Raw genomic sequence first — 16422 nt, 5'->3', positions numbered from 1 at the left:
CAGCCTGCGGCGTGGTCGTGGCGAAAAAATCCGGTCCGCCATCGTAATTCGACGCAAAGTGAGCCCGCCGCCCCTTTATTTTGCAAACCATTACCCTATCTCGGTTTGTTGACAGTTTGATCCGTAACGGGCGGGCGGAGTGCGCGCATGAAAATCGTCGAAAAAACGACGGTTTGGGCGGAAATTTGTCAATTAGGGCTGGTTGTTTTGGTGCCCCTCGCTGATAATTGCCGCCATGTCCTTATTTTTGATCATTGCCCTCCCGTTTCTTGGCGCTTTGCTGCCCGGTCTGATGATTCAGGCTGGCCGTCAAAGCTGCTTTATCATGACATTTTTGGTGACGGCCTCGGCCTTGATCGGGCTTGCCACCCACGCCCCCGCCGTTCTGGCAGGCGAGGTGGTGACCGCGCAGCTGAACTGGTTGCCGTCGCTGGGTCTGAACGTCAATCTGTTCCTTGACCCCTTGGGGCTGATGTTTGCGGGGCTGATCCTGGGGATCGGGCTGCTGATCATTACCTACGCGCGGTTCTATCTGTCGCGTGACGACAATATGGGCGAATTCTATTCCTACCTCTTGCTGTTTCAGGGCGCGATGGTTGGGATCGTTCTGTCTGATAACATATTGATGTTGCTTATTTTCTGGGAACTCACGTCGCTATCGTCCTTTCTGTTGATCGGATTTTGGAAGCACACGGCTGACGGCCGCCAAGGTGCGCGGATGGCGTTGACTGTGACGGGCATGGGCGGTCTGGCGTTGATCGGCGGTATGCTTTTGCTGGGGCAGATCGCGGGCAGCTATGATCTGACCACGATTCTGGAAAATCGCGAGCTGATCCAAGCGTCGCCGCTGTACGTGCCGGCGCTGATCCTGATCTTGGTCGGCTGTTTCACGAAATCCGCGCAGTTCCCGTTCCATTTCTGGCTGCCCCACGCGATGGCGGCCCCGACGCCGGTTTCGGCTTATCTGCATTCGGCCACGATGGTGAAGGCCGGGTTGTTCCTGATGGCACGGCTTTGGCCGGTTCTGTCTGGGACAGACCTGTGGGTGATTTTGGTGTGCTCGGCGGGCTTGATTACCATGGTTTTGGGGGCGGTGATTGCCCTGTTCAAGGATGATCTCAAGGCGCTGCTGGCGTTTTCGACCGTGTCGCATCTGGGGCTGATTACGTTTTTGCTGGGCACGGGCACGGCCTTTGGTGCGATGGCGGCGGTGTTTCACATCCTGAACCACGCCAGTTTCAAGGCCGCGTTGTTCATGACGGCGGGCATTGTTGATCACGCCGTTCACACCCGCGATATGAAACGGTTGGGGGGCTTGCGCCGCCTGATGCCATTGACCTTTGCCGTGGCGACAATTGCGGCGCTGTCGATGGCGGGGATTCCGCTGTTGAACGGGTTCCTGTCCAAGGAAATGATGCTGGAAGAGGCGTATCACACCACGCTGTTCGGGTCGCCCTATCTGGTGGCTGCGGTGGCAACGCTGGGCGCGCTGTTCTCGGCGGGCTACAGCTTTCGGTTTATCGCCCATACGTTTTTGGGGCCGGTGCGTGATGATTACCCGGACACGCCGCATGATCCCGAGGTCGGCCTGCTGTTGCCACCTGCGTTACTGATCATTCCGGTGATCCTGATCGGCGTCGCACCGTTTCTGGCAGAGCCTTTCGTGAAAACCGTGACCCAAGCGGTGATCGGCAACGCCGCCGCAGTTCCCGATGCGCATTTCAAGATCTGGCACGGGTTGGTGCCTGCGCTGTGGATGTCGGTGATCGCCGTGGTGGGTGGCCTGATCCTGCTGGCGGCATTTGCCCCGTTGGCACGGGTTTGGGCCGCGACACCGCGCCTCGAAGCCAAGGCGATCTTTGACCGCATCATCGGCTGGGCTGTGTCGCTGGCCTATGTGTGTGCCGAACGGCTGCACAACAATTCCTTTACCCGCTATGCCGCGATTTTCACCGCAACCGTGATCGCCGTTGGCGCGCATGCGTGGTTCACCGGTGTTAACGCGGCACCGACACGTGACATGCTGGCGATCACGCCGGTTGGGTTTGCGGGTTGGTTGATGCTGATCCTTGCCACGGTATTCCTGGTCACTGTGCATCGTAACCGCTTGGCCACATTGATTTTGATGGGGGTTATCGGGCTGATGGTGTCGGTCGGGTTCAACTATTTCTCGGCACCCGATCTGGCGCTTACGCAAATCTCGGTCGAGGTGGTGACGATTGTGCTGTTGCTGCTGGCGCTGAACTTTTTGCCCAATGCGACGCCGGTTGAATCGACTACGGGCCAACGTACCCGCGATATCGTATTGGCACTGGCGGGGGGCATCGCGGCTATGGGGCTGACCTATGCGATGCTGATGTCCGATTTCCCGATCACGTCGATCTCGGAATACCATTTGGCCAATTCTTACAAGGGCGGCGGCGGCACCAATGTGGTGAACGTGATCCTCGTTGATTTCCGTGGCTTCGATACCTTTGGCGAAATCATCGTGCTGGGGATCGCGGCGCTGGTGATTTATGCCCTGACCGAAGCCTTGCTGGCCGGGCCCGTCCGCGCGCGTCTATTGAACCGCGGATACGAGGAAGCCCGCGCGGGCGATGCACACCCGCTGATGATGGTGGTACTGACCCGCGTCTTGATGCCGCTGGTTTTGATGGTGGGCGTCTTTATCTTCCTGCGCGGTCATAACGAACCCGGCGGCGGCTTTATCGCGGGTCTGGTCGTCGCGATTGCGGTGCTGATGCAGTACATGGCCAGCGGGTTCAGCTGGGCAGACCGGCGCCAGCGCTATCCCTATCACGGGATCATCGGGGCAGGGGTGCTTTGTGCTGGCTTGACCGGCATTGGCGCATGGTTTGCGGGCGCACCTTTCCTGTCCTCGGCCTTTGGTTATTTCCGCATTCCCCCGATGGAGAAGTTCGAGCTCGCCACCGCCATGGGCTTTGACCTCGGCGTGTTCTTGGCCGTGGTCGGTGCCGTGATGCTGTCGCTCGAAAGCTTTTCGCGGCTGGGACGTCGTGCCGGGATCGAAGACAGTGACTATGCGATGGATATCGACCCGTCCCGTACCGAAACAGTAACGGGAGGGGAGAGCTGATATGGAGCTTCTTGTTGCAACAGCCATTGGCACGCTGACCGCTGCGGGCATCTATATGATCCTGCGATTGCGTACCTTTCCCGTGATCATCGGCACGTCCTTGCTCAGCTATGCGGTAAACGTGTTTTTGTTTGCCTCGGGGCGTTTGGCGTTGAACGCGCCGCCCGTATTGCGCGACGGGGTCGAAGTTTACACCGATCCGCTGCCCCAAGCCTTGGTGCTGACGGCGATTGTGATTTCGTTCGGGATGACGGCTGTGATCGTGATGATCGCCGTCGGGTCTTACCTCAGCTCGGATGATGATCTGGTGAACGATCCCGATGCCGATGCTGACCAAACACGGGAGGGCGCGGCATGACCCATTGGCTCGTTCTTCCTATCTTGTTGCCAGCGATGCTGGCGGCGCTGCTGGTTCTGGTGGCGCGGTATCACCTGACGATCCAACGGGTGTTCTCGGTTGCGGGATCACTGATGTTGCTGGGTCTGGCGCTTGGCCTGTTCTGGCAGGCCTCTGACGGTACCGTCAGTTTGTATCAGTTGGGCAATTGGTCCGCGCCTTTCGGCATTGTGTTGGTCGCCGACCGTTTGTCGACTTTGATGGTGTTGCTGACCTGTGTGCTGGCCTTGCCTGTGTTGCTGTATGCAATCGGGTCGGGTTGGGACGAACGCGGGCAGCATTTCCACCCATTGTTCCAATTCCAGCTTATGGGCATCATCGGGGCGTTCCTGACCGGCGATATCTTTAACCTTTTTGTATTCTTCGAGGTCCTGTTGATCGCGTCCTACGGGTTGATGATCCATGCGGGTGGCCCGAAACGGCTGCGGGCAGGGACGCAATATGTGCTGTATAACCTGCTGGGATCGACCCTGTTCCTGTTCGCGCTTGGTTTGCTTTATGCCGAAACAGGCACGCTGAATATGGCCGATCTGGCGGTGCGGGTATCGACGCTGGACACCGCCAATAGCGCGGGTATCCGCGTGGCCGCCGTGCTGCTGCTGATGGTCTTTGCGGTCAAGGCCGCGATCCTGCCGCTGCATTTCTGGTTGCCTGCCAGCTATTCCGAAGCACCGGCACCCGTGGCCGCCCTGTTTGCGATCATGACCAAAGTCGGTGCCTATTGCATCATTCGCGTGTTCACGCTGGTGTTTCCCCCCGATCTTGAGATCACCCAAGGGCTGTTTGATCTGTGGCTGATCCCGGCGGCGTTGCTGACGGTGGCGTTGGGCATGTTGGGCGTATTGGGCGCCAAAAGCGTCGACCGTCTGGTCGCGTTTTCGGTGATCGGGTCGATGGGCATGTTGCTGGCTGCGGTGGCGGTGTTCACGCCCACGGGTGTAACCGCTGCACTGTATTACGCGATCCATTCAACCTTTGCGGCCGCTGCGCTGTTCTTGTTGGTTGATGTGATCCGGTCGCGCCGTGGTGCTGCTGGCGTCAGCTTTGATGTGGCCCCTCCGATCGTGGGCGGGGCTTTGGTGGCTGGCATGTTCTTTGTCGCGGCTATTGGCATGACGGGGCTGCCGCCGCTGTCCGGTTTTATCGGCAAGCTGCTGATTTTGGACGCGGCTACGGCCTCTGATCTGATGTGGTGGATCTGGGGCACGATCCTGATCGGGTCACTGGTTGCTGTCGTCGGATTTGCCCGCGCGGGTAGCGTTGTATTCTGGAAAGCGCACCAGCCCGTGGATACCGCCACCGAAGAAACCGCAGAGCCCGAGCCAGACCCCGAGCCGACATCCGTTCTGCCGATGGTGTCCATTGGTGGCCTGCTGGCGTTGCTTGTGGCGCTGACGGTTGGCGCGGGGCCTGTGACCCGCGTGTTGTCGGAAACATCGACACAGCTGTTCAATCCAGAGGCCTATATCGCCGTGGTGCTCACCACGCCGGGCAAAGAGGTCAAGGACCATCACGGCGATGACCATAGCGGCGATCACAGTGCCGACAGCCATGGCGACGATGGTGCCCACGATGCCGAAGCCGTAGCCCCTGCAGCCACGAAAAAGGATCACTGATATGCGCGCACGTTTGTTTCCGCATCCCCTGTTGACTGTGTTGCTGGCCATCGTCTGGTGCGTGCTGGTCAATGAGGTCAAGCTGGGCACCGTGGTGTTTGGCATCATCCTTGGGATGCTCATCCCGATTATCACTGCCGCCTATTGGCCCGACCGCCCGCCGGTTGGCAGGCCCATCAAACTGCTGTCTTATCTGCTGCTGGTGATGTGGGACATTCTGGTCGCCAATGTCGTGGTGGCGATGATCGTGCTGTTCAAAAGCAACAAGAACATGCGCCCACAATGGGTGGTCATCCCCCTTGATCTGCGCACCCCCGAGGCGATTACGATGCTCGCTGGCACCATCACCCTGACCCCCGGTACCGTCAGCGCGGACCTGTCCGAAGACGGCACGGCCCTGCTGGTTCATGCACTGGACGCCGAAGACCCGGATGCAGTGCGCGATGACATCAAACAGCGCTACGAGCGCCGACTAAAGGAGATTTTCGAATGATCCTGATGGCTTTGAACTTTGCCTTTGTGGCCGTGGCCTTGTCACAACTTCTTGCGATGCTGCGCCTTGTCAAAGGCCCCTCGACCGGGGACCGCATTCTGGCGCTGGATACCATGGTGATCAACGCAATCGCGATGATCATCCTGCTGGGCATGCGCCTTGGCACACAGGTTTATTTTGAAAGCGCGATGATCATTGCGATGCTGGGTTTTGTGTCCACCGTCGCCATCGCGCGCTTTGTCTTGCGGGGTGATATCATTGAATGATCTTGGCATAATAACCGAAGTAATCATCGCCGCATTGTTGGTGATTGGTGCGTTCTTTACGCTGGTGGGGTCCATCGGGTTGATCAAGCTCGACAACTGCATGTCGCGCCTGCACGGCCCGACCAAGGCATCGACCTTGGGTGTAGGGGCGTTGCTGATGGCGTCGGTGGTCTATTCGTTCGCGACGTCTGACGGATCCGTGCATGAAATCCTGGTGATGGCGTTCCTGTTTGCCACAGCCCCGATTTCGGGCAATTTTATCGCCAAGGTTAACATGCACCGTCTGCGCGGCAAAAAGGCATTGCCACCGCCGCCGGGTGACCCGGTCTGGAGCACATATTCCGAAAAATGATCCCAAGGCCCGCAGCGAAATCTGCGGGCTTTTTCCTGCGCTGTCGGGGCCGATGAAATTATTTTCACCAAAACCCGATATCTGGTTAAAACCCCGCTTGACGGGGGCAGGGCCAGACCCTATGACCACCCAACGCTTTGAAGTTTACGACAAAGCGTGCAGTGGGCGGTTGTAGCTCAGTTGGTTAGAGTACCGGCCTGTCACGCCGGGGGTCGCGGGTTCGAGCCCCGTCAACCGCGCCACCGCTGCATATTTCAAAACATGCGCAGTTAGTTCATCCCCAACCGGGGGTGCTGACCGCGTGCGTTTTATGCGTCGGCAACCTGCCTGAGTGGCCCGCAGCGCGGCATAAAATTATTCCTGACATATCGACGCGTTAATCGCTTGACCCCTGCGCCACCTTGGCCTATTCCGCCCCCATCGCGCGGTTGTAGCTCAGCTGGTTAGAGTACCGGCCTGTCACGCCGGGGGTCGCGGGTTCGAGCCCCGTCAACCGCGCCACTATCTTCCCTTTACAGGGTACGAAACGGACCACCCTCGGGTGGTCTTTTTCGTTTGTGGGGGGGAGTTTCTGTCTGCCGATATAACGCAGTACTGCGCGATATAGGCCGCGTGATCACTGTTTGTTCGTTAGGTTTAGTGGGCGGAAAGAGGTCATTCTCTACAGGGCCACATTTTATTTCTCAGATCACTGGGTAGCTTTGGGCTACCTGCGTTTCGTAGGGGTAGTGTATTTCTAGTGGTTCTCACTATATGTTGGGGTATGGAAAAAGAATCTAGTGAAATCCAGATACCGCAAGACTTTCCCACTAAGAGAGCACCGGTTGGATGGTTTGAAAAAAGAATCCCGGCTCGCGGGCTCAGTCTAAGCCTTGATGACGTGAAAGTGCTTTATCAAGAGCTTAGCGTGATCAATCGCAAATTCGGCGAGAGCACTATTTCGAGCTTACCTAAAGACCCAAAGATGTCTGATGAGGAGTGGGGACGCTACAAATTTTATTTACTTGAGGACGCATTCTGTCTCACAGTCTCGATTTCGGGGGATGAGGACCAACAATTGTACGGAGAAAATGCGGAAGTTTTTGAAAGCGATAATCTCCCGCACCCAATCCGGAAAATCTATTTCAACAACATCACCGCATGGCAGCGGCATGCGCAAAATACCAGACCGCAAAACTCAATCGAAGTCGACTTGGATTTTTCCAAACCACCGCTTCTGGACCCGTTTTCTGTTCTATCTGAACCGACTCCTAACTCGAGTAACGTTACAGTACGCGCCGATGACATGACTTTCTATAAAGCGGCACGGCAAGTCGTCGACACCAAACTCGCAAAACACCGCACATGGTATTCGGCAATCCATCGATCATTCGCTTACGATATGGGTGTGTGGTTGCTCGCCTTGCCGGCAGGTTTGGTAATTGCCACATACTATATGGATCGTTGGCTACCGGTTGGTGGCGATCTGGACGCATTTCGCTGGGCGTTCTTCCTATATGCGCTTGGTATTGTGGTTCTCGGATACCGATTCCTGTCCGGATACTTGAAATGGGCTTTTCCGGTTAATGTCTTAACTGAAAACAATGACAAAGGCCTTCGGCATCGAATTGCACTTGGCGGAATACTTATATGGTTAAGTTACAAAGCCGCCGATTCAATCTACGCTTTGGTGCCGTTTGCACCCTGACAGTCAACCTCCGCTTCGGAGAACGCTGCTCTGCAGCATGTCACGCCTCCCATGGTTAGAAGCGCCAGTTTGTGTCTACCTTCCGAATAGCGGTTTTGTGCGAAACCCTAACAGAAGGGTGTATGTGCCAGCATGATCGATCTGATGGGGACCGATAGGATCAATACCGCATTGGGGCATGTCGTTTAACAGGAGCGGCGCACCCATCACGCACACCGCCCCCAAGCACCCTTCTTACGTCAAAGCGTCCAGTATCCGCGCCCAACTGCGGATGCCTTTGTGAAAGCTTTCCATGTCGTATTTTTCATTCGGGGAATGGATCGCGTCGTCGTCTTTGCCGAAACCGATCAGCACAGGTGTCGTGTCCACGATCTGCTGAAAATGCCCCGCAATCGGGATCGACCCGCCGCAGCCGATATAGGCGGCGGGGATGTTCCATTCTTCGGTCAGCGCGTTGCGGGCTTTCTCGAACGCAGGTTTGGTTGTCTCGAACACCGATCCGCCGCTGGCGCTGTGGTCGTGGAAGGTGACTTTGCAATCGACGGGCAGCATGTCGGTGACCATTTTGCGGAAACTCTCGCGGATGGCGTCGGGGTCTTGGTCGCCCACCAAACGGAAGCTGATTTTCGCATGGGCTTGCGACGGCAGCACGGTTTTGAACCCCGCGCCGGTATAGCCGCTCCACATGCCATTCACCTCGCAGGTGGGGCGCGACCAGAGCATTTCAATCGGCATGCGGTCTTGTTCGCCCGCAGGCTGTGACAGGCCCACATCGCCCAAGAACGTCTCGTGGTCAAAGGCAAGGCCTTGCCACTGCGCCTGAATATCGTCGGGCAGTTCGGGCACGCCGTCATAGAAACCGGGCACCGTGATGCGGCCCGTGTCGTCGTGCAGGGAGGCGATGATTTTTGCCAACACCCGCGCAGGGTTGATCGAGATACCGCCATACATGCCCGAATGCAGGTCCAGATCGGGGCCGGTGATGGTAATCTCTTCGCCCAGCAGGCCACGCAGCATGGTGACGATGGACGGTACTTTGGATTGGAACATGCCGGTGTCGCAGATCATCGCGTAATCCGCCGACAGTTCGGCCGCGTTTTCCTTCATGAAGGGGATCAGCGAGGGCGATCCGGATTCTTCTTCGCCCTCAAGGAACATGGTGATGCGGCAGGGGAAATCGCCGTTAATAGTTTTCCAAGCGCGCAGGGCCTCGATGATGGTCATCAGCTGGCCCTTGTCATCCGCCGCACCACGCGCCCGGATCACGCGGCCCTTGGCCGTGTCCTCAATCGCGGGGTCAAAGGGGGCACGGTTCCACAGCTCAAGCGGGTCAACGGGTTGCACGTCGTAATGGCCGTAAAACAGGATATGCGGCTTGTCCGCAGGGCCGTCCACATGGCCCACCACCATCGGGTGGCCGGGGGTCGCGCGCTTGGTCGTTGTGATGCCAATGGCGTTCAGGTCATCAACCAGCCAATCGGCGGCACGGTCGCAATCTGCCTTATAGGCTGGGTCGGTGGAAATGGACGGGATGCGCAGCAATTCGAACAGGCGTTCGGTTGCGCCATCCAGATCGGTGTCGATCTGGGTCAGAACATCACTCAGGGACATGGGAGAAACCTTTCATAAACATGGATTTTGTCGCGACCGTATCAGTGCGCCGCGCAGTGTCTAGGGGGTGCCCCATATCCGTTGCCCGTCCAGCGATAACAGACCGGCAGTGCCAAAAAGAACCGCAACTGGCCGCCACAGGTTTGCCCCGCCGTTGATTCCCCCGATTGACGCGCGCAATTATCGGCAAACGGTGGGGTGATTTTTGTCACGCAGACCTAAATCGAGTACCATTCGGAAATATAATTCCACCCGCGTTAACTTGATTTCGATCAAGGCATGCAAGGACGAGGGGGCGTAGGAATACGACATGACAAGGTGTAAACGAACACCTGCGACAATTGAGACTGATTAAAGCATTGAAACAAAAGTGTTAGAACTGTATTCATTCTAAAACACGAATATGGCGACTGGGTCCTATGCCTTTACGGCCCGGTCGAGTGTGAGGAGGAAGGCGCGATGGATTACACCAAACAGCTTGAACAGGCGATTGATCGTCTGCACGAGGAAGGGCGCTATCGCACCTTTATTGATATTGAGCGTCGCAACGGGCAATTCCCGCATGCCGAGTGGACGCAGCCTGATGGCGTCAAAAAAGACATCACTGTTTGGTGTGGCAATGACTATCTTGGGATGGGGCAAAACCCCGTCGTTCTGAATGCCATGCACGAAGCGTTGGAGCAAACCGGGGCAGGGTCCGGCGGTACGCGCAATATTTCGGGCACCACCGTTTACCACAAACGTCTTGAGGCAGAGATTGCCGATCTGCACCACAAGGAAGCGGCACTGCTGTTCACCAGCGCCTATATCGCCAATGACGCGACCCTCAGCACGTTGCCCAAGCTGTTTCCGGGCCTGATCATCTATTCCGACGCGTTAAACCATGCCTCGATGATCGAAGGTGTCCGCCGCAACGGTGGGGCGAAACGTATTTTCCGCCACAATGATGTCGATCATCTGCGCGAACTGATCGCTGCCGATGATCCTGCCGCGCCTAAGTTGATTGCATTTGAATCAATTTATTCGATGGATGGCGATTTCGGCCCGATCGAAGCGATTTGCGACCTTGCGGATGAGGTCGGCGCGCTGACCTACATCGATGAAGTCCACGCTGTAGGCATGTATGGCCCACGTGGCGGTGGTGTCGCGGAACGTGACAACCTGATGCACCGCTTGGACATCATCAACGGCACGTTGGCCAAGGCCTATGGCGTGATGGGCGGCTATATCGCGGCGTCCGAGAAAATGTGCGACGCGATCCGGTCCTATGCGCCCGGCTTTATCTTTACCACGTCGTTGCCGCCTGCGGTGGCGGCAGGGGCAGCCGCGTCTGTTGCCTTTCTCAAGACAGCGCCAGAGCTGCGCGAACAGCACCAACAGCAGGCTAAGATATTGAAACTACGCCTGAAAGGGCTGGGTCTGCCGATCATCGATCACGGCAGCCATATCGTGCCGGTGATTGTCGGCAACCCTGTGCATACCAAGATTCTGTCGGACATGTTGCTAGAGCAGCACGGCATCTATGTACAGCCGATCAACTTCCCGACTGTGCCACGCGGGACAGAGCGTTTGCGCTTTACGCCGTCGCCTGTTCACGGCCCCCGCGAAATGGATGGCCTCGTACATGCCATGGACGGCTTGTGGTCACATTGTGCGCTGAATCGTGCCGAATTAGCCGGTTAAATACGTTTTTCCTTCGTAGCCCGTTGATTTGTGTTAAGGATAACGCAAGAAACAACACATCTCGAATCGTGAAAACGGCCCGGGAAAGTGTAACAGGCACGATAACGGCGGGACGTAGGTATGATCGGGCGTTGGGGTTCCAAGGCAAATGAGGACGAGCAAGTAGAAGCCCGCGGCTTTGACGCGTATGAATTGCGTTTGGGCGATTTGATGCGCGGCGAACGTGCAACGATGGGCAAATCCCTGCTTGATGTCCAACGTGAATTGCGGATCAAAGCGTCTTACATCGCGGCCATCGAAAATTCCGATCCTGATGCCTTTGACACACCTGGTTTTATCGCTGGGTATGTCCGATCTTATGCTCGCTACCTCAGCATGGACCCGGATGAGGCGTTTTCGTCTTTCTGTTCAGAATCCGGCTTCTCAGTTGCGCATGGCATGTCCGACAAGGCATCCGTGATCAAGAAAACGGCCAGCGAAGAACGCATGATGCGTCAGGCCGAGAACGACATTTTCAAACGCCCTGCCACGCCATTTACCCCTGTGGGCGACAGCCTGCTCAGCCGGATCGAACCGGGTGCCTTGGGCTCTGTACTGGTTCTGGTCGCGTTGATTGGCACGATCGGTTTTGGCGGCTGGAGCGTTCTGAAAGAAGTACAACGTGTGCAGGTCACGCCGGTTGATGAAACGCCGGTTGTCCTGTCCGACCTTGACCCGCTCGAAGGGGCGCTGAACCCTGCGCCGCAGACGTCGCTGAACGCTGTGGTCGCGCAGGACCTGACGGTGCCGCGCACAGATGCGTTGGACCGTCTGTACCGTCCTGCGGCCCTTGATGTGCCGGTTTTGATCGCACGCGATGCGCCGATTGCATCGATTGACCCCCATACCGTTGGCAGTTTTGTACCGCCCACGATGGACAGCCAGGTGATCGCCGGAATTGCATCTGTGGGTGCCACGGGCGATTCTTCGGTTGGTGATGTTGCCATGCCGCAGGTTGTCGAAGGGCCTGCGCCTGAACTGCGTCTGGTCGCCGCTTACCCGTCTTGGGTTCGCATTCGCGCGGCAGACGGCAAAGTGATCTTTGAAGGGATCATGAACAAGGGTGACAGCTGGGATGTGCCTGCAACACAGGAACCACCGATGCTGCGCACCGGCGAATCCGGCGCGTTGTATTTCGCCATGGATGGTCAGTATTACGGCCCCGTTGGCGACCGCGGCACTGTGACGTCGAACCTGCCGTTGCAACGTCAGGCCGTGGCCGATCTATATCAACTGGCATTGCTGGAAGAAAACTCGGCCCTTGCGACGATGGTTGCCGAACTTCAAAACGCCGCGACAAGCCCGACAGAATAAGCCACTTGCCATTGCAAGCAGGGCTGCGGCTGAATAGGTTGCGGGCAACGCTGATCTATTGCCAAAGGTGCTGTCCATGTCGCTGAATCACATCCGTCCTTGGCGAAATATCTACCGCCGGAAATCCCGTCAGATCATGGTGGGCAATGTGCCGGTGGGTGGGGACGCACCGATTACGGTGCAGACCATGACCAACACCCTGACCACCGATATCAAGGCGACGATTGCACAGGTTCAGGCCGCCGCCGATGCTGGTGCCGATATTGTGCGGATCTCGGTCCCGGACGAGGCGTCGTCCAAGGCGCTCAAGGAAATCGTGCGCGAAGTATCGGTGCCCATCGTGGCCGACATCCATTTCCATTACAAACGCGGGATCGAAGCTGCGGAAGCAGGGGCCGCCTGTCTGCGGATTAACCCCGGCAACATCGGCGACGAAAAACGCGTTAAGGAAGTCATCAAAGCCGCCCGTGATCACAACTGTTCCATTCGGATCGGCGTCAACGCCGGATCGCTGGAACGGCACCTGCTTGAGAAATACGGCGAACCTTGCCCCGATGCGATGGTCGAAAGCGGCTTGGATCACATCAAGTTACTGCAAGACAATGATTTCCATGAATTCAAGATCAGCTGCAAAGCCTCTGACGTGTTCATGGCCGCCGCTGCTTATCAACAGTTGGCCGAAGCAACCGACGCGCCGATCCATCTTGGCATCACCGAGGCAGGCGGGCTGATCAGCGGCACGGTCAAATCCGCGATTGGCATGGGCAACCTGCTGTGGATGGGCATTGGCGACACGATCCGCGTCAGCCTGTCTGCCGATCCCGTCGAAGAAGTCAAAATGGGCTTTGAGATTCTCAAATCCCTTGGGCTTCGGCATCGCGGCGTGAACATCATCAGCTGTCCGTCCTGCGCGCGCCAGGGGTTTGACGTGATCAAAACTGTCGAGACGCTGGAAAAGCGGCTTGAGCATATCAAAACCCCGATGAGCCTGAGCATCATTGGCTGCGTGGTTAACGGCCCTGGAGAGGCGCTGATGACCGATGTCGGCTTTACCGGTGGCGGCAACGGGTCTGGCATGGTCTATCTGGCGGGCAAGCAAAGCCACAAGCTGGGCAATGAAGGCATGATCGAACATATCGTCGAACAGGTCGAAGCCCGCGCCGCCGTGATCGAGGCCGAAAAGCAAGCGGCAGAGTGATGCGGCACTGCCGTGACGGCGATTTAGCCATCGACACGCAAAACCGCATTTCATACTAATAGCTATGACTGAGACCCCCGATCACCCCCCGAAATACGCTGAATTTTTCTGCGGTGGCGGGATGGTGCGTGCTGCATTGCAAGATCGCTGGGATTGCGTGTTGGCCAATGACATTGATGCGATGAAATGCAAGGTTTACGGGCAGAACTGGGGCGCTCAGGGGCTGCATGAATGCGATATCGCGGCCCTAGATGATGCGGTTTTACGCGAACAAATCGATCTTTACTGGGCCTCAAGCCCCTGTCAGGATTTCAGCCTTGCGGGCAAGGGGCGTGGGCTGTCTGGTGCGCGCAGCGGCGTGTTTTCTCATTGGGCTGAAAAGATCACCACCGCGATCAAGGCAGGGTTCGCGCCCCGCATTATAGCGTTTGAAAACGTGGTCGGGCTGGTGTCGCGCAATGGGGGCGCAGATTTGAACACAGTCCTCGCGACCTTTGTGGGCCTTGGCTACAAGGTTGGGGCGCTCGAGATTGACGCGCGCGGTTTCCTGCCGCAAAGCCGCCCACGGTTGTTTGTGGTTTGCGTTCGCAACGACATCGACATTACCGGTCTGACGGTGCCAAAACCGTCCCATGCGTTTCACGGCAAAAAACTGCGAAAGTTTCTGGGCGCGGCCTCGCGGCCCGTACGGTCGAACTGGCTGTGGTGGAAGCTGGACGATGCGCCCGCTGCGGATCATGCATTAGAAGACGTGCTGGAAAAGCGCGCGTCGATGCCGTGGTTTTCCGAGGCTGATACAGATCGCCTCGTGACTCTGATGTCGCCCCCCAGTCTTGAGCGTTTGCGCGTGGCCCGACAAGCAGGGCGGACCGTGGTCGGCACGATCTACAAACGCGGGCGGCCAGATGCCGACGGGAACGTGCGCCAACGGGCCGAACTGCGCACAGATGGCTTGGCGGGATGCTTGCGCACACCAGCGGGCGGGTCATCGCGGCAAATTCTGTTGTTTATCAAAGGCAACCGTACCCGCGCCCGGCTTGTTTCCTCGCGCGAGGTGGCGCGGCTGATGGGCTTGCCTGACAGCTATCGTATGCCTGACACCTATAACAACGCCTACCGCGTGGCGGGTGATGGCGTGGCGGTGCCGGTGGTGCGATACCTTGATCACGTGCTATTCGCGCCCATCCTTGCGCGCCGCAGTCTGGAAGCAGTGGCATGACCACCGCGCAAAGCTTTCGCGGTAGGGCGCTAAGCACGCTGACCAATCAGATTGGCGTCTATGCGCTGTGTGATCTGGATCAGCAACCGATCTATGTAGGCCAATCGGTGGACGGCATTCGCACGCGGGTGCGCAGGCACCTGACGTCGGCCCGTTCGGATGTGATTGCCAACCGCCAAATTGATGTGTGGGAAATCGCGTTCGTCTGGGCGTGGCCCGTTAACAGCAAAGAGGAGGTCGAGCCGTTAGAGCGCGCGATTTTCGCCCATTATGATGCCGAGCTGCCTTTGATGAACGGCAAGGCCATGGTGCCGGGGGACGGGGCTGTGATTTGGCCGGAAAAGCAGGTCGCCCAAGTGATTGAAGAAGAGGAACGGCAATCGCGTCTGATCCCCTCCAACCGGTTGCCCCGTCAGATCAAGCAATATGACCTTTTGGTCGATTATATTCTGACCGTGAAAGAGGCACCGCATCTGAAGCGGTCGCTTGACGCCCATTTTGCCCGCATGGTCTGCTATCATCAGCGGTTTTTGTGACGGGCCGGTGGATCGGCCCTGTCACTTGATGTGATGGTTTAAGGGTGATGTTTAACTGATTGATATAATTCAGTTATGACCTGCGTTGTCACCAAGTATGCAACCGCGCAGGTCAAGGGAATACCCGTCTTTATCCGCGTTTTTCTTCCATGATGGCTTTCATCTGATCATAGGGCAGATAGCCGCGCAGCAGTTCGTCTTGCATGACGAATGTGGGCGTCCCCGAGATCGAAAGCACCTGCGCCAAGGCACGGGTTTGGGCGATCTCTTCGGTCACCTCGGCGCTGTCCATTTTCTCGATGATGGCATCAGCATCCAGATCAAAGCTTTTGGCCAAGCGACCCAGCGAGGTCGGCGTGATATCCCCGTTAAAGCTCATCAGCGCGTCATGAACGGATTTATATCCCTCGTCGCCCGCAACCAGCTTGGTCGCGATGGCAAAGCGTGAGGCGACCATTGATTGCTCGCCCAGGATCGGCAGTTCTTTGACAATAAAGCGGACGTTCCCGTCGCCGTTCACCAGTTTCTCAACTTCGGAGAACGCCTTTTTGCAATAGCCACAGCGGTAATCCATGAATTCCACGATGGTGATATCGCCCTCGGGGTTGCCGCCCACATAGGAATAGCCATCGTTAAAAATCGCATCTGCGTTGTCAGTGACCAGATTGAAATCCGCTTGGGCCTGTGCTTCGGCCTCTTTGGCCTGCAACTGGTTGACCGCTTCCATAATAACATGGGGGTTTTCCATCAGATAGGCGCGGACTTCGACGCCGAACTGCACCCGCTCTGCGTCGGTCAATTCGGTCAAATCCATGGCTTGCGCCGACCCGCCAAGGGCCAAGGCCATCATTGCGCCGGAAAAAAGAGAAGAAGCGATCGCTTTGGTCATTGGGGTACTCACTGTTGTTGCGCGG

Annotated in this window: 14 protein-coding genes and 2 tRNA genes; 14 read left to right on the top strand and 2 right to left on the bottom strand. The window is 57.3% G+C overall.

All coding sequences use genetic code 11. The features are described 5' to 3' along the window. Nucleotides 1–235: 235 nt before the first annotated feature. The 9 genes from KZZ06_RS12920 (at nt 236) to KZZ06_RS12880 (ending at nt 7908) form a co-directional block, all read left to right on the top strand. The gene (locus KZZ06_RS12920) at nt 236–3097 is read left to right on the top strand and encodes a monovalent cation/H+ antiporter subunit A (RefSeq protein WP_219580537.1); all 2862 of its coding nucleotides are present in this window, start codon (nt 236–238) and stop codon (nt 3095–3097) included. 1 nt (nt 3098) lies between these two features. Further along, nucleotides 3099–3455 carry a Na+/H+ antiporter subunit C gene (locus KZZ06_RS12915; protein WP_219580536.1) on the top strand — a complete coding sequence of 119 codons (357 nt, stop codon included), beginning with the start codon at nt 3099–3101 and terminating at the stop codon, nt 3453–3455. Next, nucleotides 3452–5110 carry a monovalent cation/H+ antiporter subunit D gene (locus KZZ06_RS12910; protein WP_219580535.1) on the top strand — a complete coding sequence of 553 codons (1659 nt, stop codon included), beginning with the start codon at nt 3452–3454 and terminating at the stop codon, nt 5108–5110. Before KZZ06_RS12915 ends, KZZ06_RS12910 begins: the two co-directional genes overlap by 4 nt. A 1-nt stretch (nt 5111) precedes the next feature. Next, nucleotides 5112–5603: a Na+/H+ antiporter subunit E gene (locus KZZ06_RS12905; RefSeq protein WP_219580534.1), complete on the top strand. Its 492-nt coding sequence runs from the start codon at nt 5112–5114 to the stop codon at nt 5601–5603. Then, entirely contained in the window at nt 5600–5869 is a 270-nt protein-coding gene (locus KZZ06_RS12900) for a K+/H+ antiporter subunit F (RefSeq protein WP_219580533.1), read from the top strand. The genes KZZ06_RS12905 and KZZ06_RS12900 overlap by 4 nt, the downstream gene beginning before the upstream one ends. Then, nucleotides 5862–6221 (top strand): Na+/H+ antiporter subunit G, encoded by a 360-nt coding sequence (locus KZZ06_RS12895; RefSeq protein ID WP_219580532.1) that lies wholly within the window; start codon nt 5862–5864, stop codon nt 6219–6221. The genes KZZ06_RS12900 and KZZ06_RS12895 overlap by 8 nt, the downstream gene beginning before the upstream one ends. A 165-nt stretch (nt 6222–6386) precedes the next feature. Beyond that, a tRNA-Asp gene (locus tag KZZ06_RS12890) sits at nt 6387–6463 on the top strand. A gap of 182 nt (nt 6464–6645) precedes the next feature. Next, nucleotides 6646–6722: transfer RNA gene (locus tag KZZ06_RS12885), tRNA-Asp, on the top strand. A gap of 262 nt (nt 6723–6984) precedes the next feature. Continuing rightward, on the top strand, nt 6985–7908 hold the full coding sequence (locus tag KZZ06_RS12880) for a hypothetical protein (protein ID WP_219580531.1): 924 nt from the start codon (nt 6985–6987) through the stop codon (nt 7906–7908). A 234-nt stretch (nt 7909–8142) separates the two neighbouring features. Here KZZ06_RS12880 and KZZ06_RS12875 read toward each other — a convergent pair whose 3' ends face one another. Then, the gene (locus tag KZZ06_RS12875; protein ID WP_219580530.1) at nt 8143–9519 is read right to left on the bottom strand and encodes a M20/M25/M40 family metallo-hydrolase; all 1377 of its coding nucleotides are present in this window, start codon (nt 9517–9519) and stop codon (nt 8143–8145) included. 459 nt (nt 9520–9978) lie between these two features. Here KZZ06_RS12875 and hemA point away from each other — a divergent pair, with 459 nt between their 5' ends. The 5 genes from hemA (at nt 9979) to KZZ06_RS12850 (ending at nt 15508) form a co-directional block, all read left to right on the top strand. Beyond that, a complete protein-coding gene (gene hemA / locus KZZ06_RS12870; protein ID WP_219580529.1) occupies nt 9979–11202 on the top strand; it encodes a 5-aminolevulinate synthase in 1224 nt (407 codons plus the stop codon). 120 nt (nt 11203–11322) lie between these two features. Next, nucleotides 11323–12555, top strand: coding sequence for a helix-turn-helix domain-containing protein (locus KZZ06_RS12865; protein ID WP_219580528.1), 1233 nt, complete (start codon nt 11323–11325; stop codon nt 12553–12555). A gap of 76 nt (nt 12556–12631) precedes the next feature. Next, entirely contained in the window at nt 12632–13753 is a 1122-nt protein-coding gene (ispG, locus tag KZZ06_RS12860; RefSeq protein ID WP_219580527.1) for a flavodoxin-dependent (E)-4-hydroxy-3-methylbut-2-enyl-diphosphate synthase, read from the top strand. A 64-nt stretch (nt 13754–13817) separates the two neighbouring features. Beyond that, nucleotides 13818–14972 (top strand): DNA cytosine methyltransferase, encoded by a 1155-nt coding sequence (locus KZZ06_RS12855; protein ID WP_219580526.1) that lies wholly within the window; start codon nt 13818–13820, stop codon nt 14970–14972. Then, entirely contained in the window at nt 14969–15508 is a 540-nt protein-coding gene (locus tag KZZ06_RS12850) for a GIY-YIG nuclease family protein (protein WP_219580525.1), read from the top strand. Before KZZ06_RS12855 ends, KZZ06_RS12850 begins: the two co-directional genes overlap by 4 nt. Nucleotides 15509–15638: 130 nt before the next feature. Here KZZ06_RS12850 and KZZ06_RS12845 read toward each other — a convergent pair whose 3' ends face one another. Continuing rightward, on the bottom strand, nt 15639–16397 hold the full coding sequence (locus tag KZZ06_RS12845; RefSeq protein ID WP_219580524.1) for a DsbA family protein: 759 nt from the start codon (nt 16395–16397) through the stop codon (nt 15639–15641). Between the last annotated feature and the right edge of the window lie 25 nt (nt 16398–16422).

It is taken from the genome of Sulfitobacter sp. CW3 (genome assembly GCF_019392245.1).
Lineage (GTDB): Bacteria > Pseudomonadota > Alphaproteobacteria > Rhodobacterales > Rhodobacteraceae > Sulfitobacter.
Note: the sequence above shows the minus strand (reverse complement) of the source record. Positions and strands in the feature narration are given on the sequence as shown.